Consider the following 26,099-nt stretch of genomic DNA (forward strand, 5'->3'; position numbering starts at 1 on the left):
TTTATACAACTTGAATCTTTCCTCCAGATTTTATAATAACTTCTTCTGCTTTTTTAGAAAATTTAACAGCTTGTACTATTAATCTTTTAGTTAAATTGCCTTTAGCTAAAATTTTAATTAAATTGTTATTATTTTTAATTATTTTGCTTTCCATTAATAATTGCGGTGTTATTAAAGTATCATTTTCAAATATCTCTAAATCTTTAAGGTTAACTAAAGAATATTTTTTTTTATTAAAATTATAAAATCCTTGTTTGGGAATACGTTGAAAAAAAGGAGTTTGACCACCTTCAAAACCTATACGTGTTTTTCCACCGGAACGAGCTAATTGTCCTTTATGACCGCGACCACAAGTTTTACCTAATCCACTACCCGGACCTCTACCCAAACGTTTAATACTTTTGCGCGCTTTATAAACAGGTTTTAAAGAATTTAACATAAAAATTCTCCTCTCTTATTTAATAGAAAATAATCTATTTTAAAATTAAAAATTTTTATCAATCGAAATTAAATGTTTAATAACGTTTAACATTCCTTGTATTACAGCTTTTTCTTCCTTAATCACTTTTTGATTAATCTTTTTCAAACCTAATGCATGGGCTGTTTTTATTTGTTTAGGGGTTCTTCCGATTAAACTTTTACATAACTTAATTTGAATCTTGTTCATTGAGCGATACCTCTAATACGATTTTTTAATGAAATTCCCCTAAGTTTTTCTACATCTTGTATAGTTTTTAATTGCTTTAATCCGTTAAATGTAGCTCTTAAAACATTGATATGAGTACGTGAACCAAAAGTTTTTGTAATAATATCAGTAATCCCCGCTAATTTAAAAATCGATCTTGCCGCTGTTCCTCCTGCTACAATACCCGTTCCTTTAGAAGCTGGTTTTAAAAAAAATTTAGTAGCTCCGAAACGACCTATAATTTCATGAGGAATAGTAGTACCATTTAAAGCAACACAAAATAAATTTTTTTTAGCTTTTTCAACAGCTTTTTTTATGGCTTCTAAAACTTCCTGGGCTTTACAAGAAGCAAAGCCAATATTACCCTTTTGATCGCCTACTACAACTAAAGCAGAAAAACGAAAGCGACGACCGCCTTTAACAACTTTAACAATTTTACTAATTTTCACTATTTTCTCTTCTAGTGAAGAAAATTTTTTTTTATTAGATAATTCTCTTTTCATAAATATCTCCATTTTTTTAAATAACTGAACATATTATTAAAAATTTAAACCTTCTGCTCGAGCAGAATCAGCTAAAACTTTAATACGACCATGATAAAGATATCCGCCCCGATCAAAAACAACATTTTTAATACCTTTTGCCAAAGCTTTTTGAGCAATTATTTTTCCAATTTCTGAAGCTACTTTAGTATTAATGTTATCATAGTTTATCTGTTTACTATGAACGCTACATAAAGTAATGCCTAAATGATCATCAATAATTTGAACATAAAAATATCTATTAGAATAAGAAACATTTAAACGGGGTTTTTGTGAACTACCTACAATTTTTTTTCTTAAACGTAAATGACGTTTTCGTCTTAAAAGTTGAGAAGATTCTTTTTTAATCATAAACCGAATAAATTCCTTTTTTATTTTTTAGCGCTTTTGCCAGCTTTGCGATGGATATAACCACCAACATAATATATCCCTGTTCCTTTATAAGGTTCTGGTTTTGCAAGGGATATTATTTTTGCAGCAAATTCGCCTACTAATTGTTTATCAATACCTTTAATAATTATTAAATTATTTTGTTTATTCACTTGCACTATTAAATTAGGTAAAATATTAAGAATAATATCGTGAGAATAACCTAATTTAAAAACTAATTTATTACCTTCTACTATACATGAATAACCTAAACCCGTAATTTTAAGCTCTTTAGAAAAAAAATTTTTAACTCCTTGAACCATATTATTCAATAAAGCTCTAGTAGTACCATGAATTTTTTTAATAAAATTATTATTATTAGGTCTTGTGATAGCAATAATATTATCTTTTTTAACGATATTTAAACAAGAATTAAATTTAAATTCTAATTGGCCTTGTGAAGATGAAACTAAAACTTGATTATCTGGCTTAATTTCTACAAACACGCCCTCTGGAATCGAAATAATTTTCCTTCCTACCCGTGACATAAATATTTCTCCTTCATTCAAATTATTACCAAATATAAGCTAATACATGTCCTCCGATATTTAAAGACGAAGCTTCGTAATCTGTTAAAATACCTCGAGAAGTAGAAATTAAAGCTATTCCAAAACCATTTCTTACTTTAGGAATCTTTTGGACTGAAACATACTTAGAAACTCTTTTTAATCCTTTAATTACACTTTCCTTAGTTTCTTTATTATATTTGAGATAAATAAAGATCTTCTTAAGTTTTTTATCTATGATAAAATTTGTAATAAATCCTTCTTTTTTAAGTACTTCTAACATTCTGATTTTTAAATTAGAACAAGGTACACACACTTCATCATATTTCATTACATTAGCATTTCTAATTCTTGTTAACAAATCAGCAATAGTATCCGTCATTACCATAAATTTTATACTTATACTTCCTTTTATAATATTTACCAACTAATTTTTATAATTCCAGGAATTTCACCTTTATTTGCTAATAAACGAAAATTAATACGAGATAAACCGAATTTTCGCATATAACCCCTAGATCTACCATCAATCTTATCTATATTTTTACAACGCACAATAGAAGAATTAACAGGTAATTTAGCTAAACTTTTATAATCTTTTTTTTGTTTCAAATCTGCTCTTATATTAAAATATTTAAAAAACATTTCTTTTTGTTTTAAATTTTTAATAATTTTTGATTTTTTAGCCATTTATGTTGCACTCCTATTTTGATTTTAGCCTTTTAAAAGGCATTCCATAAAAATCTAATAATTTTTTAGCTTGTTGATCATTGGAAGCTGTAGTAACTATAGAAATATCCATACCAAAATTTCTTTTTACTTGATCCAAACTAATTTCCGGAAAAATAATTTGTTCCTTAATTCCTAAATTATAATTACCTTTGCCATCAAAAGATTTTAAAGAAAGTCCTGAAAAATCTTTAATCCTAGTTAAAACAATATGAATCAATTTATTTAAAAAAAACTCTTTTCTACGACCTCGCAAAGTTACTTTTAAACCAATTATTTCTTTAGTTCGTAATTTAAAATTAGAAATAGATTTTTTAGCTTCGGTATTAATAGGGATTTGACCACTAATTAAAGCTAATTGTTGACGACAATCATTTAAAAATTTAGTATCTGAAGCTAATTTTCCAAGGCCCACATTAATAACAATTTTTTCTATTTTAGGAACTTGCATAATAGAATGAACATTAAAAATGTCTTTTAAAGCTAAAAAATTATCATTTTTTGTATAATTATTATTTTCATTGATTTCCATATTATTTAACCTTTTTATTTAATTAATAATTGCTAAACCTGTTTTTTTAGAATAACGAATTTTTTTATCTGAATCAACACGAAATCCTACACGAGTAGGAATTTTTAAATCCGGGTCAATCAAAGCAACATTTGAAACGTGAATAGGCATTTCTTCTTTAATTATTTGACCTTTTTGATCATTATCGTTAGTAGAAGTTTTGTGCTTAATAGCAATATTTACACCTTCCACTAAAACCTTTTGCTCTTTAAAAAAAACTTTTATCACTTTCCCTGTACGAAATACTTTTTTTTGGCTAGTAGGATCTATAATATAACGATCTTTTCCAGCAATAATAGCTACTGTGTCGCCTTTTTTTATACGCATAATTTATAATAACCTCATACCACTAAAACTTCTTCTGCTAAAGATATAAATTTAGAAAAATTATTTTTTTGAAAATTATGATTTCTAATAGCAGGTCCAAAAATTCTAGTTCCTCTCGGAGTTATATCGTCTTTAACCATAACAACTGCATTATCATCAAATTTAATATAACTGCCATTTTTACTTTTAAAACCATGTTTAGTTCTTAAAATAAGAGCTTTAGAAATGCTACCTTTTTTAATTAAGCTAGTAGTAGTAGTTTTTTTAACAGAAACTATAACTAAATCGCCAATATAAGCATAACGTTTACCAGTATCCCCTGGAATGCCAATCACTAAAACTTCCTTAGCTCCACTGTTATCTGCCACTTTTAAACGTGTATTTACTTGAATCATAAATCAGACACCTTTTTAACAGAACGTAAAATTTTTACTAAACGAAACCTTTTTAATTTAGATAAAGGACGGGTTTCTTCGATGAAAACCATATCGCCTATTCTAGCATCTTCATTAGGATCGTGAGCATAAAATTTACTAATTTTTTTAACATTTTTGCCATATAATGAATCCTGTTTGTCATATTTAACAGCTACAGTTATAGTTTTAGACATTTTATCAGAAATAACTGTTCCTGAAAGTTTTTTTCTAACATTACGCATTTATCATTTAATCCTCCTTTTTATTATTAAAAAATTTATTAAAATTAATTTGTCAATGAATTACTAGAAAATTTTTGCAAAATAAATATGAAAATCCATTAATACAAAAATTTATAAATAATACTATTAAATCAAAAATAAATTTATAGGGAATTAATATAGAAATATTTTTTTATTTAATTATTAAACCTATAAAAAACTAAACAATTTAAAATTTCTAGTATTCTAAATCCCATCTAATTTTTAATTATTTTAGTTTAATAAATCGTTACTGATTTATTTTATCACGTTATTGTTTATTTTTTTATCTTTTCGTGCATATATATCACAAAGATTTAATTGAATGTTCAATTTTTTATTATTAAATTTTTTTTACTAAATAAAATTGTATATTTCAAATTATAATAATTTAACTAATAATTATTATAAATATTTTTTAATATAATAAAAATTAAAATTAAATTTCCGATTGACAGTAAAATTCAATATCACAATGAATAAATTTAATTATAACAATTTAAAGAATAAAAATTATTTATTTTTTTGTTCTCGAATAACAGTCTTTAAACGAGCAATATTTTTGCGAATTTTACTAATTACAGAAGTATCTTTTAATTTAGATAACGCTGATTGAAAATGTTTTTCAAAATATTCTTTTTGAAAATATTCAAGCTTTTTAAAAATCTCATCCATTCCCATTTTACGAATGTCATTAATTTTCATATTCATTTCCTTTCGCAACAATTTTAGTTTTAATAGGTAATTTATGTGAAGCTAATCTTAAAGCTTCTTTTTCAAATTTTTCTACATTATTTAAATCGCGAACTTCAAACATCACAGTACCACGTTTAACTACAGCTACCCAATTAACTACATTACCTTTACCAGAGCCCATTCGAACTAATTTTTTTTCAGTAATCGGTAAATTAGGGAAAATATTAATAAATACTTTGCCTTCTCGTTTTAAATGACGAGTCATAGCTATACGAGCAGCTTCAATTTGTCGATTACTAATCCAATGACCTTGTTGAGCTACTAAACCATAATTACCATTTAAAATTCTAGTTTGACCTTTAGCTTTTCCTTCATAACTTAAACGATGCAAACGACGATATTTAGTTTTTTTTGGCATTAACATAAAAAAAAATACCTCTTTTATTTGAAATGATATAATAAATACCTTATTATCAGTTATATTTTAAAATAATTTTAAAAAAATTATTTATTTTAATTGATTATCCGTTTTTGCATTAGATATATTGTCGCAAGATATTTTTCGAGAACTTTCTCGATCATCTTTAGTAGTATAATTACCATCACAAACCCAAACTTTAACACCTAAAACTCCATGAATAGTTTTAGCAGCAACATATGCATAATCAATTTTAGAACGAAAAGTTCCTAAAGGTAAAATTCCTTTAATAGTGGTTTCTGTTCTAGCGATTTCAGCCCCACTCAAACGGCCTTTGAGACTAATTTTAATTCCCTTCACTCCTGCTTTTAAAGCTTTTTGTATATAAATCTTTTTCACAGCTCTAAAAAAAGCTCTTTGTTGTAATTGCGAGGCTATATTTTGAGCTATCAAAGAAGCTACTTTATCAGGATTTTTAACTTCAATCACATGAATATTAATATCTTTTTTAATTAATTTGTATATCTCTTGAACTAATTTATTTTTTTCTTTATTATCGGAACCTACCACAACTCCTATTTTTGGAGTATACAAAAAAATATCAATATTTTCTTTATTATTTTTTTTTAAACGTTGAATTTCCACACGAGCAATAGTTCCTAAAGGATAATAATCATTAATAAATTTTCTAATATTGTAATCTTCATGAATTAATGAAGGGACTTTTTTATCTTCTGCATACCAGTTAGATGCCCAATTACGCAGCAATGATAATCGTAAAACAATAGGACTACTCTTTTGACCCATCAGCTTCCACCTTTCTTTTTAATTCTATTTTTTGCGAAGCAACCAAAATAATAATATGACTAGTATTTTTTTGAATTTGATTACTTCTACCTTTAGCTCTAGGTAATAAGCGTTTCATTCTAACACCTTGATTAACAAAAATTTTCTTAACATATAAACTATTAATATCAAGATTAAAATTATTAACAGCGTTAGCAACAGCGCTTTTTAATAATTTTGACACTACTACAGAAGCAGCTTTGTTGGTAAATTCCAAAATAGCTTGAGCTTCTTCGATATTTTTATAACGAATCAAATCAATAACTAAACGTATTTTTCTAGGTGCTATCGGTACTCGTTTAGCGATAGCTTTTACATCATTATTAAACATTTTATAAATTTTCTCGCTTCCCTAGAATTTTATTTTTTTTGTGAACTTTTATCTTTTTTGGCATGAACTACATATTTGCGAGTAAAAGCAAAAGAACCCAATTTATAACCTACCATATCTTCAGTAATAAATAAATCTGTAAAATCTTTGCCATTATGAACAGCAATCTTATGGCCAACAAATTCAGGTATTATACTAGTATCACGAGAATAAGTTTTTATAGTTTTTTTAATTTTTTGTTTTTCTTGTCGCATCACTTTAGATAATAAATTATGATCAGCGAAAAACCCTTTTTTAATAGAACGACTCATGATTTACTTATCATACTCCTTATTTTTTACGATGTTTTAAGATTAAACTTGTAGATTTTTTATTTTTTTTACGTGTTTTAATACCACGATCGGGTTTACCAGTATAACTTCTAGAAGAAACATATCCAATAGGGCTACGACCTTCTCCACCACCATGAGCGTGATCGCATGGATTCATAGCAGTACCTCTTACTTTAGGTCTTTTATCTAAATAACGAGATCTACCTGCTTTACCATTTCTAATTAATTTATAAGTATCATTACCTATAGCACCTATAGTAGCTCTACAAGTTGATAAAACTTTACGAATTTCTCCAGAAGGTAAATTTAAAACAACATATTTATCTTCACGAGATACAATAGTAGCATAAGCACCAGCTCCACGAGCCAATTGACCGCCTTTACCAGGTTTTAATTCAATATTACTTATAACCGAACCAATAGGAAGATTTTTTAGAGGCAAAACATTTCCTATCTTAATATCTGAACCTAAACCTGATGAAACATAACTACCAACAGTTAATCCTTTTAAAGCTAAAATATATCTTTTTTCACCATCTTGATAATGGATCAAAGAAATATAGGCATTTCTTTTAGGATCATATTCAATAGTGGCAACCTTACCTAAAATGCCATCTTTATCGCGCTTAAAATCGATAAGACGAATTTTTTGTTTAGCTCCTCCTCCGTGACCTCTAACAGTAATAACACCTCGATTATTACGACCTCCTGTATTGTTTTTAAAAAATAATAATTTTTTTTCTGGTTTAGAAGTAGTAAGTTCGGAAAAACTTTGCAATTGCATATTCCTATGGCCATTAGAGGTAGGTTTGTATTTTTTGATAGACATAATTAACCTTTTTTCCTTTAATTTATTTAATACACTTTAAAAAAATTTTGTAAGTTAAAAAAATTTAAATCAAAATATAAACCTAATTGGTAATATCATTGAATGTCAATAAAATCGCTAATTCTTTGTCCTGGAACGACTTTTACAATAGCTTTTTTATAAGCTGAAGTGTAACCTGAATATTTACCTTTTCTTTTAAACTTTGGTAAAACATTAATAACATTAACAGACATAACATTAACTTTAAAAATATATTCTATAGCTTTTCGAATTTCTATTTTATTAATATTGTTTTTAACCTTAAAAAAATATTTATTATATAATTCCATCTGTTTATTAGTTGCTTCGGTGATGATAGGATCTTTAATATACTTATAATATTTATTCATTAACAATTGTTCCTTCCAAATGATTAATTGCTTGACGAGTAATAATTAAGTACTTTGCTCGGAAAATTTGGTAAACACTGAAATGAGCAACACTTTCTAACATTACTTGGGATAAGTTATTAGTAGATTTGACTAAAAAATCAGTTAATTCCGGAACTACAATTAAAATTTTATATTTAAGATTAATTTTTAATTCAGTTAATAATTTAGTAAATTCTTTAGTTTTAGAAGTTTGCAAATCTAAAAAATCTAAAATTATTAAAGTATTATTTTTAAAATGCCAAGATAAAGCTGCGTGAAAAGCTAATTTGCGAACTTTAGAATTAATTTTAAAATGATAATCTCTTTTTTGTAAAGCAAAAGTATGACCTCCGCCTCTCCAAATAGGAGAACGAATAGTTCCTTGACGAGATCTACCGGTTCCTTTTTGAGCCCAAGGTTTACGACCTCCTCCTGAAACTTCAGAACGATTTTTAGTTTTATGATTACCAAGCCTTTTAGCTGCTCTTTGTTGATTAATTACATCATAAATTGCTTGTTGATGAAATTTAACCCCAAAGACTTTATTAGATAAAATTATTTCATCACATGGTTGACCATGTATATTAATTACCTTACACTTAAGCATGAGATGTAGCCGCCTCTTTATTAGTTTGTTTAACAGCTGATTTAATCATCACAAAACCTTTATTAGGGCCAGGGATGTTGCCTTTAATTAAAATAACATCTTTATCTGATATTACTGATATAATTTTTAAATTCTGCATAGTCACTTTATGAAAACCCATTTGGCCAGGCAAATGCTTTCCTTTTTGATTACCTTTAATAGGGCCGTTAGAACCTGGTCTTCGATGAAATCGCGAACCATGACTTTTAGGACCAATAGTTTGATTATATTTTTTAATAACTCCAGAAAAACCCTTACCTTTGCTAATCCCTGTTACATCTACAAAATCTCCAGAATTAAAAATATGGATATCCAAAATTTGTCCTGGTTTTAATTCAGACAATTCATTTGGACTATTATTAAAAGAAATTTCACGTACAAAAAATTTAGGGGAAGAATTATGTTTATTGAAATGGCCTTGAAGTGGTTTTGTCGTATTTTTTTCTTTTTTAGTTTCAAAAGCTAATTGTGTTGCTTGATAACCATCTGTGTCTATTTTTTTTTGTTGCAAAACAACATTATTAGCAACATGCACAATAGTAACAGGAACTACTAAACCTTGATCATGATCAAAAAATTGAGTCATGCCTATTTTTCGTCCTAACATTCCTTTAGACATTTTAAATAATATCTCCTTTTACAATAATAAAATCTACAAATATTAACTATATAATTAAAAATTAAATTTATTTTAGTGCGTTATATTTTATTGTTTAATACTAATATCAACTGATTTAGGAATATCAATACGCGTTAATGCATCGATAGTTTCAGCATTAGGGTTAATAATTTGAATTAAACGTTTATGTGTAAAACGACCAAATTGCTCTCGACTATCTTTATGAACAAAATTAGAACGTAAAACAGTAAATATTTCTTTACGAGTAGGCAATGGTATAGGTCCTTTAATTTCGGCTCCAGTAGCAATAATACTATCAATAATTTTTTTAATAGTTGATTTTAACATTTTAAAATCATAAGTTTTTAAACAAATTTGAAAAATTTCTGATTTTTTTTTCATCCCTTATATTAGCCTTTCATATTATAAGTAAATAAAATATTTATTTGATATTTGAATGCATAAATTCTTAATTTTTTTTAAGCATAAAGTATATATAAAAAATTTTATTAACATAAAATAATAAATTTAATTTATCATAAAAATAATCAAATTAAAAAATAAAATATTTTATATTATGCCGAAATTACCTCAAATAATATAAAATATTCACAGAATATACACATTTATCATTATATCATAAAAAAATATATATATATTTATATCAACAAAAAATTTTCTACTAAAATATAATTTTCGAACACAATATAAAAAATATCATTTTTATATATTTTTAATAGCTACTCTAAGTTTAGCTGAATGACTACAAGGATTAAAGTCTTGCTCTCTAGAAGAAGGGCGAATAACTTTTTTATTTATAATTCTTAAAATAGGAATTGGCAAATCTTTATTTTGAATAGGCAAACTAGACCAAACCAAATTATGAGAACTATTGTGTTTAAAAAAATGTTTTACTAAACGATCTTCTAAAGAATTAAAACTAATTACTAATATAATTCCGCCTTTTTTTAATAATTTCAAACTTTGTTCTAAAGCTAACTTTAAACATTTTAATTCTTGATTAACTTCTATACGCAAAGCTTGAAAAACTCTTTTAGCACTATGTCCGCGATTATTACGAAAATTTTTAAATTTATCAGTAATTTTAACTAAATCAAAAGTCGTATACAAAGGTCTGTTTTTAATAATTTCTTTAGCGATCATACGAGATTTCGGTTCTTCCCCGTAATTTTGAAAAATCTTTTGCAAATCTTCTAAAGAATAATGATTTAAAATATATTGAGCAGTAACAGGATTATTACAATTCATTCTCATATCTAATACATCATTGCGTAAATAACTAAAACCTCTTGTATTATCGTTAATTTGTAACAATGATAATCCTAAATCAAAAACAATACCATTAATCATAGTAACTTTACGCGCTAATAGTTCATCGTATAAATAAGAAAAATTTTTATTTATTAAACAAATATTTTGATAATTAATAAATCTTTGTTGACATTGTTGAATAGCTTTAATATCTTGATCAAAAGAGTATAAAGTACCAGAAGTAAGCTTATTCAAGATAGCATAACTATGACCGCCTGTACCCAAAGTAGCATCAACATAAACACCAGAAGAATCAATATTCAAATATTCCACAACTTCCCGAAGCATAACAGGTATGTGATTTTTACTTAACAATTCTCTAAACCTCATTAATCAAAAGCCAATTCTCTTAATCTTCTTTAAAAATAATTTTAAAATTTTTATTAATAATTTCGGATAAAGCTTTGCTAACAATTTTTTTACCCTTAATTTGAGATTTATACAATTCATCTTTAGTTTCTATAATATGAGCAATTTTTCCAGCAACATAAGCTAATTTATACTTAGAATCGATACACTTTAATAAATCATCAATAGAATCAGTTGAAAAACCTTTTTTTTGATTAGAAAACATTTTTATACACAATTTCCTTTCTCGAATATAGTTAAATTAAAATTTTAGATGAATAAAACTTAATAATTCTTTTAAATTTTACACGTTCTGCAACTAAAATAGACATAATAATGTTAACTGTATCATCTAATTTATCATTGATAATCATATAATCATATTTTTTTATTTTTTGAATTAATAATAATTCTTGATAAGCTTTAGCAATGCGTTCGTTAATAATTTGTAAAGATTCTGTATTTCGATATTTAATACGTTGTTTTAAAATTGCAATAGAAGGAGGAGCTAAAAAAATAAAAACACTTTTACTTTTGATAAAATTATTACTAATTTGTAAAGCTCCTTGAACATCTATTTCTAATAAAACATCTTTATTATTTTTTAACTCTTCCATTACTTTAATTTTAGGAGTACCGTAATAATTACCAATAAATTCATTATACTCTAAAAAATAATTTTCTTTAATTTTATCTTTAAAAAATTGGTTACTAACAAAAAAATAATCTTTGCCGTTTTTTTCATTTATTCTTGGAGACCGAGTAGTCATAGAAACTGAATAAACTAAATTATTTTTAATTCTCTCTAATAATAATTTCTTCACCGTTCCTTTACCAACTCCTGATGGTCCCGAAATAATTATCAACATCCCTTCTTTATTTAATCGCATAAATAATTAAAAAACCATGCTTTCTCAAAAAATTAATAAGTAAATATTTTAATTATTAGATATTAAAATCAAATTAATCTACATTTATAACTATATTTAATAATTTATTTTTAATATAAATAACATTAACAATCTGTTTATTTTTAATAAAACTTAAAGTTTTTTGGTCTTTTTCGATAATTTTTAAAATTTCAGATTTCTCCGTATCTAAAGGGATTAATAATTTAGATTTAAATTTACCATTAATTTGAATAACAATAACAACTTCTTTTTCTTCTAAAACAGAAACATCATATTTTGGCCAAGGAGAATAAACTAATTCTTGATTAGATTTTAATTTAACTTGATTTAATTCCTCTGTAATATGCGGAGCTATAGGATTCAATAATTGCAATAAAATTCTAATTTGCTTACGATCTGCCCTTTCATATTTATAAATAGAATTAGTTAAAATCATTAATTGACTAATAACTTTATTAAATTGAAATTTTTGATAATATTCGGTAACATTTCGAATAGTTTGGTGTGTAATTTTATTTAAAATTAAAAAATTCGATTCACAAATAATAAAATTATCAAAAATATTATAAATACGATTTAAAAAACGTTGAATACCTTTTAAACCTTGTTCTGACCAAGATTTATTATCTTCCAAAGGGCCCAAAAACATGATATAAAGTCGTATTACATCAGCTCCATAATCATCTAAAACTTCCGAAGCATTAACAATATTACCTCTAGATTTACTCATTTTTAAATTATCGCTACCTAAAATCATTCCTTGATTTATTAATTTATAAAAAGGCTCAGGAGTTGATATTAAACCCCAATCATACAAACATTTACACCAAAATCGAGCATAAATTAAATGACCATGAGCATGTTCAGAGCCACCAATATAAACATCTACAGGCAAAAAATAATCTAACAATTTTTTAGCTTCCATAGTATTTAATGGTATCATACTCAAATAATTTTTTAAAATATAGCCTATATAATACCAAGAACTACCCGCAAATTGTGGCATAGTATTAGAATCACGTTTGTAGTTTTTACCATTTTTATCAAAATATAACCAAGAATGAATTTGAGATAAAGGTGAACCACCTTTATATAACTTTTCTATATTATCAGTTTCAGGTAATTCTAAAGGTAATTCATCATCAGACATTAAATAAATTTTATTACTTTCATCATAATAAACAGGAAAAGGTTCGCCCCAATAAATTTGACGAGAATATAACCAATCGTGAATTTTATAAGTATTAAATAATTCACCCCATTTATTTTTAATAGATAAATTTATAATTTTTTCTTTAGCGGAAATTTCATCTAAACCGTTTAAAAAATCACTATTAATAAAAATGCCACCATTTTTTAAACATGGTTTTTTAATTTGTTCTATCCTTGAATATAAATGACAACAAGGACTGCAATATTTAATAATATATTTGTTCAAATTATATTTTTTAGCAAAAATAAAATCTTTTTGATTATAAAAAGGTACTGACATTAATGCTCCTGTCCCGTAATGCATAAAAACATAATCTGAAATCCAAATAGGAATTTTCTTTTTATTACAAGGATTAATAGCATAACTACCCGTAAAAACTCCTGTAATTTCTTTATTAATATCTCTTTCTAAATTACTTTTACGTTGAGTTTTCTGTAAATAATTCTTAACTACCTGTTGATTTTCGGAAATAGTCAAAAGCGATACCCAAGGATGTTCAGGAGCCAAAATTAAAGCACTAACTCCAAAAATTGTTTGAGGCATAGTAGTAAAAACAGACAAAAATTTTTCGTTATCCATTGATAAAGGAAAATAAAAAATAAAACCCGATGTTTTACCAATCCATTTAATTTGCATTTCTTTGATAGATTCCGGCCAATCTAGCAATGACAAATCATTCAAAAGTCTATCTGCATATTTAGTAATTTTTAAAACCCATTGTTTCATTTTGCGCTTAAAAACAGGATAACCGCCGCGCTCTGATATAATACCGTCAGAAGTAGAAATAACCTCTTCATTAGCTAATACTGTACCTAATTGAGGACAAAAATTCACTTCAACATCTTGCAAAACAGCTAATCCTTGTTGATAAAGTTTTTTAAAAATCCATTGAGTCCATTTGTAGTAGTAAGAATCAGAAGTAGCTAATTCTCGGCTCCAATCAATACCTTTTCCGAGCAATTTTATTTGCTTTTTAAAGTTAGCAATATTTTGATAGGTTACATAAGAAGGATGCTGACCTGTTTGCGAAGCATAACGTTCTGTAGGTAAACCAAAAGAATCCCAGCCAAAGGGATGTAAAACATTAAATCCTTGCATTCGAAAAAATCTATTAACAATATCACTAGCAGAATAACCTACTAAATGTCCAACATGTAATCCTTGAGCGGAAGGATATGGAAACATATCTAAACAATAAAATTTTTTCTTATTATAATCAAGTTTTGTTTCAAAAGTTTGTTGTTGTTCCCAATGTAATTGCCATTTAGCTTCTATGCCGCGAAAATCATAAATTAACATAAAAAATTTTTTTAACTCCGATTTTTTTTATATTCAACATTTTGATTTTCTTCTGTGTATCCAGAAGAATTAGCCTCAATATAAACTACAATATCTTTTACTAATTTAAATTGTTGTAATTGTTCATCACTAATTTTAATATTAAAAATTTTTTCTAATTGAATAGCCAAATTAACAGCATCAATAGAATCCATTCCTAAATCTTCTTTTAATTTTGTTTCTAATTGAATTAGTTCTTCAGATAATGATAATTGTTCCGAAATTATTTTTTGAATTTTATTAAACACTATTAACTCCATATATTTAAATTTATTTTAAAAAAACACTAAATCAAAAATTTATTATTTTAAAAATTCGATCAAAAAAATGCATTAACATAAATAAAAAACAAAATTTATTATTGAAAAATATTTAATAAATACATAATAAGACGATAAAATCTCAAAAACTTTACTTCAATTATACTAAAAAAATTTCATAAAAAGTTAATTATAATTTATAAAAATATAAACATTATCTGCTATATAATTTAATTAATACTTATATTACAATGTAAAAAAACTCTATTTTTACTAAACAAACTTATCCGCCCTTTAATCCATAAACATAGTTAAATATTCTTCAAATTTATTGCGATCATTCATTAATAACATAATTCCATCCACAGCAATAGAAATATCGCCTGTTTCTTCGGAAACTATAATAGTCATACTATCAGTATGTTCGCTAATACCTAAAGCAGCTCGATGCCTAGAACCTGTAATTTTTTCAAAATGTTGGTTATCAGATAACATAAAATAAGCTCCAGCAGATAAAATTTTATTACCCCGAATAATAACGGCACCATCATGCAAAGGAGTATTAGGCATAAAAATATTAATTAATAATTCATAAGAAACATTAGCATCAAGAAAAATAGATTTTTGAGCAAATTGCTCTAATGTATTATATTTTTCAATAGTAATCAAAGAACCAATTTTTTTGTCTGACATGAACCAAACAGCTTTTAAAATTTGATTTTGTGTATTTTTGTTACCCATAACTATCATTTTCTTTCTGTTCCAAAAACCAGACCAATTTTGTACATAAAAACGCAAATAAGGAGCTTTGATAATAATAGGTGCTATCATAACAAAATTTAATATCACATTATAAATATTAATTTTTTCTAAAAAACTTCTAATTGGTTCAAAATAATTATATTTTTCCCAAAAAAATTTCAAATAATAAACAAATAAAATTCCTAAAAAAAAACAATAAACTATTTTAATAACTTCATATTTACTAAAAAAAATATTTAAAGAAATATAAAATAATAATAAAATAGCCATAAAAAATAATAATATATTTAAAATATCTGGCCAATAGATCATTAAATACACCTATCCATTCGGTCAAAATTAATCTAATCCTAAACAAGATCACGTTTATTTATAATAAATAATTTTTTAATTAAATATAAAGATAAAAAATACAATAATAAGAAGATTACTAAAATAAAAACATAATCTTTATTAAAAGGATTGCTAAAATATAATCTTTCTGATAAAAAACTTATACAAGGTAAATAAGAAGTTAAAACTCCGGCTAAAAAAGGGAATGCAAATATATAAATAGTTTTTTTAAAATTTCTCATGCAATTAGGAGTTCTAAGGTAGAAAATAGTTAAAAATTGAGTCCAAATAGAAAAAATAAACCATCCTGCCCTGAATAAATTAATCTTATCACAATTCCAATCACTAGAAGAAAAAATACCATATCTCCATAATAAGCTAGAACAAAATAAAACATCAAAAATAAAAGTTAATATTCCGAATGTAATCATAAAAAAACAAAGATTACGACTATCCCAACGAGATTTTTTTTGTAAATAAATAGGTTCTACATCATCAAAAGGCAAAACTAAACAAGATAAATCATAAATTAAATTTAAACATAAAATTTGAATAGGCATAAAAGGAATAAAAGGTAATAAATAAGAAGCTAATAAAATACTTAAAATATTACCAAAATTAGAAGCTAAAGTAAATTTAATATATTTTAACATATTAATATAATTTTTTCGACCTTCTAAAATGGCATCTTTTAGTACAGTTAAATTTTTATTCAATAAAATAACATCCGCTGATTCTTTAGCAACTTCAGCTCCCGAATCCACAGTAATAGATAAATCTGCATTTTTCATAGCAATAGCATCGTTAATACCATCTCCTATAAAACCTACAATATGTCCTTTTTTTTGAAAAATATTAATAATTCTAGCTTTTTGCTCTGGATATAGTTTGGCAAAAATACTAGTATAATGAGCTTGTTTATAGATTTCTTCATCGCTCATTTCGATCAAAGTAGAACCTAATAAACATTTTGTAGAATCAATATTAACTTTATGAGCAATAATTTTTGATAAAATTTCATTATCACCGGTTAAAATTTTAACATCTACACCACAACTTTTTAAAGCTAAAACAGCATCTGCAGAACTAACTTTAGGAGGATCTAATAAAATTAAAAAACCTAACATAATCATATTATTTTCTATGTTTTTATTATCATTAGATATCGAATTTAGATTTTTTTGAATTAGTTTATAAGCAACCCCGATTACACGAAATCCTAATTGATTATAATGAATAACATAATTTAAAATCTTAGGTTTATCAATATCAAATATTTGAAATTGATTGGTGTTTGGATCAATAGATTCAGAATAATTACAAATATTTAATATTTCTTCTATTGCCCCTTTAGTAATAATCAAATCATAATCTTCATGAATATTACGAAGAGAAATAGTCATAATTCGACGTTTAAAATCAAAAGGAATTTCGTCAACTTTAATAAAATGTTGCACTAACATGGAATCGAAATGACAATTATCATGCATTTTATCGATAATTGCTTTATCTATAACGTTTTTTAAACCTGTTTGAAAGTAACTATTTAAATAAGCATATTGTAAAATTTTAAAATTACTTTTATTATAAGTATCTAAAAAATTTTCAATAGCAACGCTATCTTCTGTTAAAGTTCCTGTTTTATCAGTAAATAAAATATCTATAGCACCAAAATCTTGCATAGAATATAAATTTTTGACAATAACATTATATTTAGACAGAACAGCAACACCTCTCATAAAAGAAGTTGTGACAATTAAAGGCAACATTTCAGGAGTAATTCCTAAAATTATACTTAAAGCGAAAGCGAAAATATTCCAAAAAATAAATTTTTCTGTACATTTATACCAGTTTAAAGCAAAAATTAAAGGAAATAAAATCAAAATACAACCAATTAATATTTTAACAATAGAATTAATACCTTTTTTTAAAGAAGAATAATGTTTTTCTTTATCTAAAGATTGATGCACATGACCCAAATAAGTATTCAATCCTATCAAAACTACAATGCCAACAGCATAACCTGAAACAACATTAGTACCCATAAAAACTAATCTAGGATCATCTAAGAGATCATTAGTTTCTTTTTGAGAGAAAGCATTTTTTTCTACCGGATCCGATTCCCCTGTAAAAGTTGTTTCTTTAACAAAAAAATCTTTAGTCTCTAATAATCTGATATCTGCTGGAATGATATCTCCGGCCGACAATAAAACTATATCTCCAACTAATAATTCGTTTAAAGATATTTTAAAAATTTGGTTAGATCTTTTTACAGATGCCGTTAAAGAAACAATTTTTTTAAGTTTATCTACCACACTAGAAAATCTAGCTTCTTGTAACCAATGCATAAAATTTGAAACTAGTAAGATAAAAGACACAATAAAACAAGTAGCGTAATCCCTAACTTTAGGATCGGCTAAATAAATATCTTTAAGAAAATAAAAAATTAATAAAAATAATAAGATAAAGTTAAAAGGATTTAATAAAACTCTTATGATTTTAGTAAAATAATAATTTTTTTTTTATTCAAAACATTAACATTATTATTTTTCTTTCTTTCATCAATCTCATCCAAAGATAAACCATTAAGGCTAGAAGATAAATAAGCTAAAAGTGTCTTAATATCTTGACGACTAACTTTCTTAAGAAAATTCATGTTAGAAAAAAAATTTTTTCTAAAAGGTAACTTCATTTTTATTATACAACTCCCTAAATAAAGTAAAATTTTCAATATTAATATCTAAAATTTATTACATTATTATTCAATTAAAAATAAATTAAAAATAAATTAATCCATTTTTATCTATTATAATATTCTACAATTAACTGTTCATTAATATCTGTTAAAAATTCATTTCTATAAGGATATCGAACATAGCTACCTATTAAAGAATTTTTATCTAAAGTAACATAATCAACTTTATTATTGCTTAACGTTTCTAAACAATGAGAAACTATTTTCATTTGTTTTGCTTTTTCTTTTAAAGTGATTTTTTGTCCTGGTTTAACAACATAAGAACTAATATCGACTTTTTTACCATCTACTAAAACATGACCATGAGAAATAAATTGTCTTGCTTGTAAAATAGTTTTAGCAAAACCTAACAAATTAACAATTCTATCTAAACGAGATTCTAATGATATTAAAAAATTTTCTCCATGAGAACCTTTAAATTTAGCCGCATTGACAAAAAAACGTTTAAATTGTTTTTCAGACATACAATAAGTAAAACGAACTTTTTGTTTTTCTTGTAACTGGAGTCCATAATCACTTAATTTATTTTTTCGTTTTTTATTTTTACTTAAATTTAAATGATCTTTTTTATGTAATAGTTCTTTTCCTGTTCCAGTTAAAGAAAAATTCAAAAAACGTGATTTTTTCCAAATCGGTTTCGCGGTAGACATCCACAATACTCCTTTTTTAATTCACTTATCAGTGAAATTTGATTTTTAGTTAAATTCCGAAAATGCTAACGTACATATAGATGAATAAATACAACACTATATACCATATATTCTATGATAAAACCAAAAGATAGTCAAGTAAATAGTTAACTTTAATTAAAAAATTTTGCATTAAAATAAATTAGATATAAAAATTTAAAAAATGTATTTTATATTTAAAAATAATAAAATACTAATGTTATTGAAATTAGTGAATTTATGTGATATAAATACTTAGTGTTTATCATTTTTCAATTTTAATTGTAAATTCTATAAAATTTAAAAAATAACATATTTAAAACTTCAATAAGCACATTTTTTGGATGCTAAAATAATTTAATTTAAATAAATTAATTTAACCTTACATTATCGTATCTTTTAAACTAAAAATAAAATTACAATAAATTCAAATATTAAATGAATTAATACATAATTGAATTACTACATAATTCCTTCATTAAAATCTATCCAAACAAGAAAGGTTATAGAATGAATATAATATTAATAGGTCCGCCTGCTACTGGTAAAGGAACACAAGCGATAATTTTATCTAAATATTTTAACATTCCGCATATTTCGACAGGAGATATTTTCAGAAAAAATTTACAATTAAATACTGATTTAGGCAAATCAGCAAATTCTTATATAGAAAAAGGTTTTTTAGTTCCTGATTATATCACAAATGCTATGGTTAAAGAACAATTATTAAAAGACACAAATAAAAAAGGTTTTATTTTAGACGGTTTTCCTAGAAATTCGCTGCAAGCCGCCTTTTTAAATGAATTATTTCAACAACACAATATTATTTTGACACAAGTAATTTATTTTAATTCTGATATCAAAATTTTACAAAAAAGAATTTTAGGCAGAATAATATGCCCAAAATGCAGAGAAATTTACCATTTAGAAACTAAAAAACCCAAACAAAAGGGGATATGTGATAAAGATAATACTGTTTTAATCCAAAGAAAAGATGATAATTTAATAACCTTTAATGAACGTTTAGCGATTTATCAAAAAGAAACTTATCCTTTGATAGAACATTATCGTAATAAAAATCAACTCTTAGAAATTCGCATTGACGATGATAATATGTCTATCGATGATGTAACAAAAATTTTATTAAAAAAATTTAAAAATATCAAAAAACAAACATAAAAATTCTATATATAACTTATTAAAATAATTTTTATAATTTAAAATTAATTTATATTTTACTTTCATCAATTAAATAAAAAGATAAAAATTGTCGATTTATTTTTAAATAAATATGAGTTAAAATGCCAGAAAAGAACAAAACCGATAAAAAACGAATATAAATCCAAGGAGATGAAAATCTTTTTATAAATTTATTATAAAAAGAAAAATTATTGAAATAATAATAATTTTTGTTATAAAAAATACAATCTAAAAAAAAAAGATTCAACAAAATTGATGTCATAAAATATAAACAACAAATTAAAGTTACTCGCCAATAAACCGAAAAAAATGAATCAAAATATTTTGATAGTAAACAAATAGGTAAAATACCTAAGCAAAATCCATAAAATACAGTTAATAATGGATTATATGGATAAATAGTGCCCCTAAAACAAAAACCAAGGATTTCTATAAAAGAAATAGAAACAAAAGACCAAAAATAATGACGATTAAATAAAGGGATAAAAAATAAAGGTATTAATTTAAAACCATCTAACCAAATGATAGAATTCCAAAAACGTAATAAAGAATAAGAAGCGAATAATTTTTTAAAAATAAAATCTAAAACAAGAGATAAAGAAGATAAACAAGCTAAAAAAATTATTCGCTCTAAAGATGATAATTTCAGTTTTTTCATATGTATAATTTTCCTCTTGACTTTATAAATGTGTTATTTATTTAAAAATTTGTTTCATTTACAAATTCAAAAACACAATTACAAATTTTTACTTGATCACATGATTTCATTCCTCTTTTTTTTAATTCTTCTTCAACTCCTATTTTTTTCAAAATATAAGAAAAATAACTAATTGATTCATGATTACTAAAATCCGTTCTATGAAATAATTTTTCAATATAATCACCAGTAACTACATAACAACCATTGCTTTCTTTGGAAATGATAAACTTAACTGATTCATTAAGAGTAAAAATCTTTCTATCTTCGATATCATTAACAGTTAAATCATTATTATACAAATCATTTTTTTGCAAATATTCTATAATAATATTTTTTAAAGTTGTTAAACCTGAATAATTAACAATAGAAATAGGAATGATGGTCTTATCTTTTATTTTTTTTGATAAAATAATAAAATTTTTTTGAAAACAAAGTAAATCTGTTTTATTAATAACTATTATTTGAGGTTTTTTTAACATATTAACATTATATTTTTTTAATTCTTCGTTTAATAATAAATAATCTGAATAAATATTATCATTTGAAGCATCACATATATGCAATAACAATTTACATCTTTCAATATGTTTTAAAAAATTAATACCCTGACCACGTCCTAAAGAAGCATTTTCAATTAACCCAGGAATATCAGCAATCACAAAATTTAATTTTTTATCAAAAACCATTCCTAAGCAAGGTGTTAAAGTAGTAAAGGGATAAGAAGCAATTTTCGGTTTAGCATTAGATAAAGCAGCTAATAAAGAAGATTTGCCTACATTAGGTAAACCTAATAAACCCACATCTGCTAACATTTTTAATTCTGTTCTAATAATTAAACTTTCTCCCAAATCGCCTTTTTCAGCATAAGACGGAGCTGAATTATAATGGTTAGCCAAGGCGAAATTACCTTTACCACCTTTACCGCCTCGAGCAATTATTAAATGTTCTCCGGCTTTTAAAATTTCTCCAATTAATTGATTATTTGTATGATTATAAATTAAAACACCCAAAGGCACTTCTATAAATAAATTAGGAGCATTAGCTCCATTTTTATTTTTATTTTCACCGTTATAACCATTTAAAGCTTTAATTTTTTTACGATATTTAAGTTTAAATAAATTATTTTCGCCCGAAACGCCTACAAAAATTACAGATCCTCCGTGACCTCCATTTCCTCCTGAAGGCCCTCCATAAGGGACATATTTTTCCCTTCTAAAAGCGACTTTTCCACATCCCCCATCGCCAGCTTTCACATAATTTATAACTTCATCAATAAAATTCATATAATTCCCTAAATTCATTAGATAAATAGCCGATAAATTTAGTAATAAATTTTATCTTTTTTTATAGCAAAATGCAAAATAATATTTTTTATATTAAGATAAACAGAATTAAAAATTCCTTTGTATCCGAATATTTTGTTATCTTGATAAAAAAAGATAAATTAAATTTTTTTCATGTTAAAAAATTATTAAATAATTTTAACCCATTAAATTTATCTGATGTTATTGTAAATCAAAAATACTAAAGTTAATAATATTATAATTAATGAAAAAATATAATTAATTCATATTTTTAATTTAATTAAAATATCATTTAACACTCAAATAGTCGATAATTATAATCAAAAAATCAATTAATAAATAAAAAAATACTTTAATATTAATAATTAATTCTTAAAAAAGATATATATTTTTACATAAGTAATAATTATCAAGAAAAAATTTTTAAACATTATTATTTTGGTTATCTTCTTGGCAATAAAATTATTGTTTTAAAATACTGTTATAAACTGACGCACAAGTTTTTTGTTTTTTATTGATACGAATTTTTTCAAATTTAACAAAACCATTAATTAGAGCAAATAAAGTATCATCTTTACCCAAACCAACATTTTTACCCGGAACAACTTTAGTCCCTCTTTGACGATAAATAATAGATCCAGCATTTGTATATTGACCATCTGATAATTTAGCGCCTAAAGATTTAGAATGAGAATCGCGCCCGTTACGTGTCGAACTAACTCCTTTTTTAGTTGCAAACAATTGAATATTTAATTTAAACATAATCAACCTCTTTTAATTTGTATTTTTAATCAATTTAATTTTCAAATAAGTTTGGTACTGTTGGCTTAAATCTTTTAAAGTATATTTTAAATTTTGTAATAATTTATTAACTATTAAATTAGATTTTAATAAAATTAATTTAAAATAACCTTTTTTTAATTTAAAACTAATTTTATTTTTTAAGTTTAATAATTCAATAGCATTAACAGTAACTATTATAGCAGTGGATACCGAAGAACAAACTATATCATTTGAACCGGAATATTGCGCATGACCTTGAATCAGAATAGAAATAATATTGTTGTTTTTATATTTTATAAAACATTCGATCATATATAATTAACAAAATCATTTAGGAAAATTAATATTCGTAATTAAAAGTTTTGTATATAATTGTCTATGTCCTTTTTTACAACGATACTTTTTACGTCTTTTATAAGTTGCTACAATAATTTTTTTTGATTTACCCTGTTTAAGAACTTTAGCCTCTACTGTTGCTCCTTGAACACAAGGATTTCCTAAAATAGAGTTGCCTTCAGAATGAATAGCTAAAACTTTACGAAACACATAAACTTCTTCGGGTCTTGCCGATAATTTATCTGTAAAAATTTCTTGATTTAAAGTGACTTGGAATTGTTTATTACCATTTGATACAATAGCAAATTTATCCATAAATAACCTCTTTCTTTATTAAAAAACATAATAATATATTATCATTGTAAAATACTTTAAAATAATATCAATATAATTCAAATAATTTGGTTTGATTCAAATAAATAATTATTTCCTTTTATTCTTCATCATCAAGCCATTGCATAATCATTTCAAGAGCTATTATTCACATTTATAGATTTTTATGATTTTAATGATTGAAACGATTATGAGTATGTTGTCGGCAACGAAGACAACAACTACCTGAATATTTTATTTCATTGGCTAAACTACATAAAATTTGTTTATTACATTCAGGATTAGAGCAATTAATATATCTTTCACAAGGGGTTTGATCAAAAAAATCTTTACCTATAATAGTATGTCTTTTTTTATTAACTTTCACAGCAATTCTTTTATCAAAAACATAAAGACTACCTTGAAATCCTTCGCCTTGAAGCTCTTTATCTTGACTATAATTAATAATTCCTCCTTTTAGTTGGAAAACTTCAGATATACCTTTATTCTTTAAATAAACAGATAATTTTTCGCACCTTACTCCTCCAGTACAATATGTTAAAACTTTTTTATTCGCGAACAAATATAAATTTTTATCTATCCAAGCGGGTAATTCTCGAAAATTATTAATATCAGGTAAAATAGCGTTTAAAAAATTTCCTAATTTTGTTTCATAATTATTACGAGCATCTAATAAAATGATATCAGATTTTTGAGATAAATAATAAAAATCTTTAGGTTCTAAATAACAACTATTTTTAGGAAAGACATCATTTATTAACTTTAAAGATACTATTTCTTTTTTATATTTTACAGAAAGTTTTGGAAAAACATGACCATTAACCGAATCTATTTTAAATGCAGTATTAGCTAAAAAAGAATCTTGTAATAAAAATTGCATATAAGAATTAATATCTTTTATTAATCCTGACAAAGTACCGTTAATACCTTCATCAGAAATAATAATTCTACCTAACAATTTATTTCTAATACAAAATGTTTTGTGAAGATCACATAAAGTTTGAGGACTTTTAATATAATTATAGTTATAAAATAAAATAACTTGATAAAGATTTTCGTCAATTTGATTTTTACTAGATACCATAGTATTTAATAATTCCTTTATTTTTAAAAAAAATACAAGTATATATAAAAAATAATAACTAAATTTAAATTATTTAATTTGATTTGTAACTTGTAATTACCTAAAATAATTAAATTCATAAAATCAAAAGTTTTTATCAATCAATTTAGAAAATTTAGGATCTTGAGCATATTTTTTATAATTTAATTTTTGCAAAAATTTTAAAGTAGTTATAGGAACTAATTTTTCCATATCTTTAAAATTTCCCTGAATAAATAACTTACGAACTTGCGTTGCTGAAATAGGTTTAAAATCCACCGTTAATCGAGATAAAATAACTAATTCTACCGGAGATTGAAACAAAATTTCTTTCATGATGGTATTGTATAAATTAGTAGTAGATGAAAAAGGTTCTTCCCCTACATAACGTTTTTTAATGCCCAAATGATAAGCTATATAATTTTTGAAAATATTTGTATCTAAAATAGCTTGAGAGCGAATTACTTGTTCAGAAGATGGTAAAAAATAAGAAGGGAAAACATTTCTTGATACTAAATAATTACTACCTTCTATAATACAAACATTTTTTATGTTTTGTGTAGCTAATTTGACCATTTCTTTACGCTGTTCATAAGAAAATAAAGATATATCTTCTTTAACCATAATAAGATAAACAAAATCACTATTATTAGATGCTGTTTGAGTACGAATAGATTATTGGCGTTTCATCGATAAGATGTTTTTTCATCAACTATTACCAACAGCCCCCGTCCAAACGGTGCGAGCAAGTTTCCCAGCACACCGCTTTCCATAATTTATCCCTGTTCCGGGTTTAACTTCGTGTCACCACTGGTTAAATGTTTATTCT

38 protein-coding genes are annotated in these 26,099 nt (G+C 24.8%); 1 reads left to right on the plus strand and 37 read right to left on the minus strand.

Translation table 11 applies throughout. The annotated features are described in order from the left end of the window. Position 1: 1 nt before the first annotated feature. The 30 genes from rplO to rpsD all read right to left on the minus strand — a co-directional run bounded on the left by rplO (position 2) and on the right by rpsD (position 19,494). The gene (gene rplO, locus OC701_RS00300; protein WP_304514124.1) at positions 2 to 439 is read right to left on the minus strand and encodes a 50S ribosomal protein L15; all 438 of its coding nucleotides are present in this window, start codon (positions 437 to 439) and stop codon (positions 2 to 4) included. 45 nt (positions 440 to 484) lie between these two features. Then, entirely contained in the window at positions 485 to 667 is a 183-nt protein-coding gene (gene rpmD / locus OC701_RS00305; protein WP_304514125.1) for a 50S ribosomal protein L30, read from the minus strand. Then, entirely contained in the window at positions 664 to 1,188 is a 525-nt protein-coding gene (rpsE, locus tag OC701_RS00310) for a 30S ribosomal protein S5 (protein ID WP_304514126.1), read from the minus strand. The genes rpmD and rpsE overlap by 4 nt, the downstream gene beginning before the upstream one ends. A 36-nt stretch (positions 1,189 to 1,224) precedes the next feature. Beyond that, positions 1,225 to 1,578, minus strand: coding sequence for a 50S ribosomal protein L18 (gene rplR / locus OC701_RS00315; RefSeq protein WP_304514127.1), 354 nt, complete (start codon positions 1,576 to 1,578; stop codon positions 1,225 to 1,227). A gap of 20 nt (positions 1,579 to 1,598) precedes the next feature. Next, on the minus strand, positions 1,599 to 2,144 hold the full coding sequence (gene rplF, locus OC701_RS00320; protein ID WP_304514128.1) for a 50S ribosomal protein L6: 546 nt from the start codon (positions 2,142 to 2,144) through the stop codon (positions 1,599 to 1,601). Between the two features lie 25 nt (positions 2,145 to 2,169). After that, positions 2,170 to 2,550: a 30S ribosomal protein S8 gene (gene rpsH, locus OC701_RS00325; RefSeq protein WP_304514129.1), complete on the minus strand. Its 381-nt coding sequence runs from the start codon at positions 2,548 to 2,550 to the stop codon at positions 2,170 to 2,172. A gap of 32 nt (positions 2,551 to 2,582) precedes the next feature. Further along, entirely contained in the window at positions 2,583 to 2,852 is a 270-nt protein-coding gene (rpsN, locus tag OC701_RS00330; RefSeq protein WP_304514130.1) for a 30S ribosomal protein S14, read from the minus strand. 13 nt (positions 2,853 to 2,865) lie between these two features. Continuing rightward, on the minus strand, positions 2,866 to 3,423 hold the full coding sequence (rplE, locus tag OC701_RS00335) for a 50S ribosomal protein L5 (RefSeq protein ID WP_304514131.1): 558 nt from the start codon (positions 3,421 to 3,423) through the stop codon (positions 2,866 to 2,868). Positions 3,424 to 3,441: 18 nt separating this feature from the next. Beyond that, positions 3,442 to 3,789 carry a 50S ribosomal protein L24 gene (gene rplX, locus OC701_RS00340; RefSeq protein ID WP_304514132.1) on the minus strand — a complete coding sequence of 116 codons (348 nt, stop codon included), beginning with the start codon at positions 3,787 to 3,789 and terminating at the stop codon, positions 3,442 to 3,444. A 14-nt stretch (positions 3,790 to 3,803) separates the two neighbouring features. Beyond that, complete coding sequence (gene rplN / locus OC701_RS00345; RefSeq protein ID WP_304514133.1) at positions 3,804 to 4,184, minus strand: 50S ribosomal protein L14; 381 nt, start codon at positions 4,182 to 4,184, stop codon at positions 3,804 to 3,806. After that, complete coding sequence (rpsQ, locus tag OC701_RS00350; protein WP_304514134.1) at positions 4,181 to 4,447, minus strand: 30S ribosomal protein S17; 267 nt, start codon at positions 4,445 to 4,447, stop codon at positions 4,181 to 4,183. The genes rplN and rpsQ overlap by 4 nt, the downstream gene beginning before the upstream one ends. 531 nt (positions 4,448 to 4,978) lie before the next feature. Then, positions 4,979 to 5,170 carry a 50S ribosomal protein L29 gene (gene rpmC / locus OC701_RS00355; protein WP_304514135.1) on the minus strand — a complete coding sequence of 64 codons (192 nt, stop codon included), beginning with the start codon at positions 5,168 to 5,170 and terminating at the stop codon, positions 4,979 to 4,981. Beyond that, entirely contained in the window at positions 5,160 to 5,585 is a 426-nt protein-coding gene (gene rplP, locus OC701_RS00360) for a 50S ribosomal protein L16 (protein ID WP_304514136.1), read from the minus strand. The genes rpmC and rplP overlap by 11 nt, the downstream gene beginning before the upstream one ends. 84 nt (positions 5,586 to 5,669) lie before the next feature. Then, positions 5,670 to 6,386, minus strand: a complete 717-nt coding sequence (gene rpsC / locus OC701_RS00365) for a 30S ribosomal protein S3 (RefSeq protein WP_304514137.1) — start codon at positions 6,384 to 6,386, stop codon at positions 5,670 to 5,672. Continuing rightward, a complete protein-coding gene (gene rplV / locus OC701_RS00370) occupies positions 6,370 to 6,756 on the minus strand; it encodes a 50S ribosomal protein L22 (protein ID WP_304514138.1) in 387 nt (128 codons plus the stop codon). The genes rpsC and rplV overlap by 17 nt, the downstream gene beginning before the upstream one ends. 29 nt (positions 6,757 to 6,785) lie before the next feature. Then, positions 6,786 to 7,067: a 30S ribosomal protein S19 gene (gene rpsS / locus OC701_RS00375; RefSeq protein WP_304514139.1), complete on the minus strand. Its 282-nt coding sequence runs from the start codon at positions 7,065 to 7,067 to the stop codon at positions 6,786 to 6,788. Between the two features lie 19 nt (positions 7,068 to 7,086). Continuing rightward, complete coding sequence (gene rplB, locus OC701_RS00380) at positions 7,087 to 7,917, minus strand: 50S ribosomal protein L2 (RefSeq protein ID WP_304514140.1); 831 nt, start codon at positions 7,915 to 7,917, stop codon at positions 7,087 to 7,089. Between the two features lie 95 nt (positions 7,918 to 8,012). Continuing rightward, positions 8,013 to 8,306: a 50S ribosomal protein L23 gene (gene rplW, locus OC701_RS00385; protein WP_304514141.1), complete on the minus strand. Its 294-nt coding sequence runs from the start codon at positions 8,304 to 8,306 to the stop codon at positions 8,013 to 8,015. Then, entirely contained in the window at positions 8,299 to 8,934 is a 636-nt protein-coding gene (rplD, locus tag OC701_RS00390) for a 50S ribosomal protein L4 (protein ID WP_304514142.1), read from the minus strand. Before rplD ends, rplW begins: the two co-directional genes overlap by 8 nt. Next, positions 8,927 to 9,592, minus strand: coding sequence for a 50S ribosomal protein L3 (gene rplC, locus OC701_RS00395; protein WP_304514143.1), 666 nt, complete (start codon positions 9,590 to 9,592; stop codon positions 8,927 to 8,929). The genes rplD and rplC overlap by 8 nt, the downstream gene beginning before the upstream one ends. An 87-nt stretch (positions 9,593 to 9,679) precedes the next feature. Further along, entirely contained in the window at positions 9,680 to 9,994 is a 315-nt protein-coding gene (gene rpsJ, locus OC701_RS00400; protein WP_304514144.1) for a 30S ribosomal protein S10, read from the minus strand. A 321-nt stretch (positions 9,995 to 10,315) separates the two neighbouring features. Further along, on the minus strand, positions 10,316 to 11,254 hold the full coding sequence (gene rsmH, locus OC701_RS00405) for a 16S rRNA (cytosine(1402)-N(4))-methyltransferase RsmH (RefSeq protein WP_304514145.1): 939 nt from the start codon (positions 11,252 to 11,254) through the stop codon (positions 10,316 to 10,318). A gap of 19 nt (positions 11,255 to 11,273) precedes the next feature. Continuing rightward, positions 11,274 to 11,498 (minus strand): DNA-directed RNA polymerase subunit omega, encoded by a 225-nt coding sequence (gene rpoZ, locus OC701_RS00410; protein ID WP_304514146.1) that lies wholly within the window; start codon positions 11,496 to 11,498, stop codon positions 11,274 to 11,276. Between the two features lie 31 nt (positions 11,499 to 11,529). After that, on the minus strand, positions 11,530 to 12,162 hold the full coding sequence (gmk, locus tag OC701_RS00415; protein ID WP_304514147.1) for a guanylate kinase: 633 nt from the start codon (positions 12,160 to 12,162) through the stop codon (positions 11,530 to 11,532). Positions 12,163 to 12,235: 73 nt separating this feature from the next. After that, the gene (gene leuS / locus OC701_RS00420) at positions 12,236 to 14,695 is read right to left on the minus strand and encodes a leucine--tRNA ligase (protein ID WP_304514148.1); all 2,460 of its coding nucleotides are present in this window, start codon (positions 14,693 to 14,695) and stop codon (positions 12,236 to 12,238) included. A gap of 11 nt (positions 14,696 to 14,706) precedes the next feature. After that, entirely contained in the window at positions 14,707 to 14,982 is a 276-nt protein-coding gene (locus tag OC701_RS00425) for an acyl carrier protein (protein WP_304514149.1), read from the minus strand. A 306-nt stretch (positions 14,983 to 15,288) separates the two neighbouring features. Continuing rightward, complete coding sequence (locus OC701_RS00430) at positions 15,289 to 16,068, minus strand: diadenylate cyclase (RefSeq protein ID WP_304514150.1); 780 nt, start codon at positions 16,066 to 16,068, stop codon at positions 15,289 to 15,291. 38 nt (positions 16,069 to 16,106) lie between these two features. Beyond that, the gene (gene mgtA, locus OC701_RS00435; protein ID WP_320415500.1) at positions 16,107 to 18,587 is read right to left on the minus strand and encodes a magnesium-translocating P-type ATPase; all 2,481 of its coding nucleotides are present in this window, start codon (positions 18,585 to 18,587) and stop codon (positions 16,107 to 16,109) included. Beyond that, positions 18,581 to 18,781, minus strand: a complete 201-nt coding sequence (locus OC701_RS00440) for a hypothetical protein (protein WP_304514151.1) — start codon at positions 18,779 to 18,781, stop codon at positions 18,581 to 18,583. Before OC701_RS00440 ends, mgtA begins: the two co-directional genes overlap by 7 nt. A 107-nt stretch (positions 18,782 to 18,888) precedes the next feature. Beyond that, positions 18,889 to 19,494: a 30S ribosomal protein S4 gene (gene rpsD, locus OC701_RS00445; protein WP_304514152.1), complete on the minus strand. Its 606-nt coding sequence runs from the start codon at positions 19,492 to 19,494 to the stop codon at positions 18,889 to 18,891. A 528-nt stretch (positions 19,495 to 20,022) separates the two neighbouring features. On the opposite strand from rpsD, the gene OC701_RS00450 reads away from it, so the two are divergent. Then, on the plus strand, positions 20,023 to 20,691 hold the full coding sequence (locus OC701_RS00450) for an adenylate kinase family protein (protein ID WP_304514153.1): 669 nt from the start codon (positions 20,023 to 20,025) through the stop codon (positions 20,689 to 20,691). 49 nt (positions 20,692 to 20,740) lie between these two features. Here OC701_RS00450 and OC701_RS00455 read toward each other — a convergent pair whose 3' ends face one another. From OC701_RS00455 to OC701_RS00485, 7 genes are all read right to left on the minus strand, one after another. Further along, positions 20,741 to 21,370 (minus strand): hypothetical protein, encoded by a 630-nt coding sequence (locus OC701_RS00455; protein ID WP_304514154.1) that lies wholly within the window; start codon positions 21,368 to 21,370, stop codon positions 20,741 to 20,743. 41 nt (positions 21,371 to 21,411) lie between these two features. Next, a complete protein-coding gene (gene obgE / locus OC701_RS00460; RefSeq protein WP_304514155.1) occupies positions 21,412 to 22,695 on the minus strand; it encodes a GTPase ObgE in 1,284 nt (427 codons plus the stop codon). A 483-nt stretch (positions 22,696 to 23,178) separates the two neighbouring features. Beyond that, entirely contained in the window at positions 23,179 to 23,481 is a 303-nt protein-coding gene (rpmA, locus tag OC701_RS00465) for a 50S ribosomal protein L27 (protein WP_320415501.1), read from the minus strand. A 9-nt stretch (positions 23,482 to 23,490) separates the two neighbouring features. Continuing rightward, the gene (locus OC701_RS00470; protein WP_304514157.1) at positions 23,491 to 23,811 is read right to left on the minus strand and encodes a ribosomal-processing cysteine protease Prp; all 321 of its coding nucleotides are present in this window, start codon (positions 23,809 to 23,811) and stop codon (positions 23,491 to 23,493) included. Between the two features lie 15 nt (positions 23,812 to 23,826). Then, the gene (gene rplU / locus OC701_RS00475; protein WP_304514158.1) at positions 23,827 to 24,150 is read right to left on the minus strand and encodes a 50S ribosomal protein L21; all 324 of its coding nucleotides are present in this window, start codon (positions 24,148 to 24,150) and stop codon (positions 23,827 to 23,829) included. Positions 24,151 to 24,340: 190 nt separating this feature from the next. Next, positions 24,341 to 25,252: an oxygen-dependent tRNA uridine(34) hydroxylase TrhO gene (gene trhO / locus OC701_RS00480; protein ID WP_304514159.1), complete on the minus strand. Its 912-nt coding sequence runs from the start codon at positions 25,250 to 25,252 to the stop codon at positions 24,341 to 24,343. A 123-nt stretch (positions 25,253 to 25,375) separates the two neighbouring features. Then, positions 25,376 to 25,942, minus strand: a complete 567-nt coding sequence (locus OC701_RS00485; protein ID WP_304514161.1) for a nucleotidyl transferase family protein — start codon at positions 25,940 to 25,942, stop codon at positions 25,376 to 25,378. Positions 25,943 to 26,099: the final 157 nt, after the last annotated feature.

It is taken from the genome of Candidatus Phytoplasma bonamiae, from assembly GCF_030586845.1.
Lineage (GTDB): Bacteria > Bacillota_I > Bacilli_A > Acholeplasmatales > Acholeplasmataceae > Phytoplasma > Phytoplasma bonamiae.

What these genes read in the sequence shown, in the direction of transcription:
- rplO (WP_304514124.1), bottom strand. Translation starts at nt 439, where the DNA reads ATGTTAAATTCTTTAAAACCTGTTTATAAAGCGCGCAAAAGTATTAAA.
- rpmD (WP_304514125.1), bottom strand. Translation starts at nt 667, where the DNA reads ATGAACAAGATTCAAATTAAGTTATGTAAAAGTTTAATCGGAAGAACC.
- rpsE (WP_304514126.1), bottom strand. Translation starts at nt 1,188, where the DNA reads ATGAAAAGAGAATTATCTAATAAAAAAAAATTTTCTTCACTAGAAGAG.
- rplR (WP_304514127.1), bottom strand. Translation starts at nt 1,578, where the DNA reads ATGATTAAAAAAGAATCTTCTCAACTTTTAAGACGAAAACGTCATTTA.
- rplF (WP_304514128.1), bottom strand. Translation starts at nt 2,144, where the DNA reads ATGTCACGGGTAGGAAGGAAAATTATTTCGATTCCAGAGGGCGTGTTT.
- rpsH (WP_304514129.1), bottom strand. Translation starts at nt 2,550, where the DNA reads ATGGTAATGACGGATACTATTGCTGATTTGTTAACAAGAATTAGAAAT.
- rpsN (WP_304514130.1), bottom strand. Translation starts at nt 2,852, where the DNA reads ATGGCTAAAAAATCAAAAATTATTAAAAATTTAAAACAAAAAGAAATG.
- rplE (WP_304514131.1), bottom strand. Translation starts at nt 3,423, where the DNA reads ATGGAAATCAATGAAAATAATAATTATACAAAAAATGATAATTTTTTA.
- rplX (WP_304514132.1), bottom strand. Translation starts at nt 3,789, where the DNA reads ATGCGTATAAAAAAAGGCGACACAGTAGCTATTATTGCTGGAAAAGAT.
- rplN (WP_304514133.1), bottom strand. Translation starts at nt 4,184, where the DNA reads ATGATTCAAGTAAATACACGTTTAAAAGTGGCAGATAACAGTGGAGCT.
- rpsQ (WP_304514134.1), bottom strand. Translation starts at nt 4,447, where the DNA reads ATGCGTAATGTTAGAAAAAAACTTTCAGGAACAGTTATTTCTGATAAA.
- rpmC (WP_304514135.1), bottom strand. Translation starts at nt 5,170, where the DNA reads ATGAAAATTAATGACATTCGTAAAATGGGAATGGATGAGATTTTTAAA.
- rplP (WP_304514136.1), bottom strand. Translation starts at nt 5,585, where the DNA reads ATGTTAATGCCAAAAAAAACTAAATATCGTCGTTTGCATCGTTTAAGT.
- rpsC (WP_304514137.1), bottom strand. Translation starts at nt 6,386, where the DNA reads ATGGGTCAAAAGAGTAGTCCTATTGTTTTACGATTATCATTGCTGCGT.
- rplV (WP_304514138.1), bottom strand. Translation starts at nt 6,756, where the DNA reads ATGTTTAATAATGATGTAAAAGCTATCGCTAAACGAGTACCGATAGCA.
- rpsS (WP_304514139.1), bottom strand. Translation starts at nt 7,067, where the DNA reads ATGAGTCGTTCTATTAAAAAAGGGTTTTTCGCTGATCATAATTTATTA.
- rplB (WP_304514140.1), bottom strand. Translation starts at nt 7,917, where the DNA reads ATGTCTATCAAAAAATACAAACCTACCTCTAATGGCCATAGGAATATG.
- rplW (WP_304514141.1), bottom strand. Translation starts at nt 8,306, where the DNA reads ATGAATAAATATTATAAGTATATTAAAGATCCTATCATCACCGAAGCA.
- rplD (WP_304514142.1), bottom strand. Translation starts at nt 8,934, where the DNA reads ATGCTTAAGTGTAAGGTAATTAATATACATGGTCAACCATGTGATGAA.
- rplC (WP_304514143.1), bottom strand. Translation starts at nt 9,592, where the DNA reads ATGTCTAAAGGAATGTTAGGACGAAAAATAGGCATGACTCAATTTTTT.
- rpsJ (WP_304514144.1), bottom strand. Translation starts at nt 9,994, where the DNA reads ATGAAAAAAAAATCAGAAATTTTTCAAATTTGTTTAAAAACTTATGAT.
- rsmH (WP_304514145.1), bottom strand. Translation starts at nt 11,254, where the DNA reads ATGAGGTTTAGAGAATTGTTAAGTAAAAATCACATACCTGTTATGCTT.
- rpoZ (WP_304514146.1), bottom strand. Translation starts at nt 11,498, where the DNA reads ATGTTTTCTAATCAAAAAAAAGGTTTTTCAACTGATTCTATTGATGAT.
- gmk (WP_304514147.1), bottom strand. Translation starts at nt 12,162, where the DNA reads ATGCGATTAAATAAAGAAGGGATGTTGATAATTATTTCGGGACCATCA.
- leuS (WP_304514148.1), bottom strand. Translation starts at nt 14,695, where the DNA reads ATGTTAATTTATGATTTTCGCGGCATAGAAGCTAAATGGCAATTACAT.
- OC701_RS00430 (WP_304514150.1), bottom strand. Translation starts at nt 16,068, where the DNA reads ATGATCTATTGGCCAGATATTTTAAATATATTATTATTTTTTATGGCT.
- OC701_RS00440 (WP_304514151.1), bottom strand. Translation starts at nt 18,781, where the DNA reads ATGAAGTTACCTTTTAGAAAAAATTTTTTTTCTAACATGAATTTTCTT.
- rpsD (WP_304514152.1), bottom strand. Translation starts at nt 19,494, where the DNA reads ATGTCTACCGCGAAACCGATTTGGAAAAAATCACGTTTTTTGAATTTT.
- OC701_RS00450 (WP_304514153.1), top strand. Translation starts at nt 20,023, where the DNA reads ATGAATATAATATTAATAGGTCCGCCTGCTACTGGTAAAGGAACACAA.
- OC701_RS00455 (WP_304514154.1), bottom strand. Translation starts at nt 21,370, where the DNA reads ATGAAAAAACTGAAATTATCATCTTTAGAGCGAATAATTTTTTTAGCT.
- obgE (WP_304514155.1), bottom strand. Translation starts at nt 22,695, where the DNA reads ATGAATTTTATTGATGAAGTTATAAATTATGTGAAAGCTGGCGATGGG.
- OC701_RS00470 (WP_304514157.1), bottom strand. Translation starts at nt 23,811, where the DNA reads ATGATCGAATGTTTTATAAAATATAAAAACAACAATATTATTTCTATT.
- rplU (WP_304514158.1), bottom strand. Translation starts at nt 24,150, where the DNA reads ATGGATAAATTTGCTATTGTATCAAATGGTAATAAACAATTCCAAGTC.
- trhO (WP_304514159.1), bottom strand. Translation starts at nt 25,252, where the DNA reads ATGGTATCTAGTAAAAATCAAATTGACGAAAATCTTTATCAAGTTATT.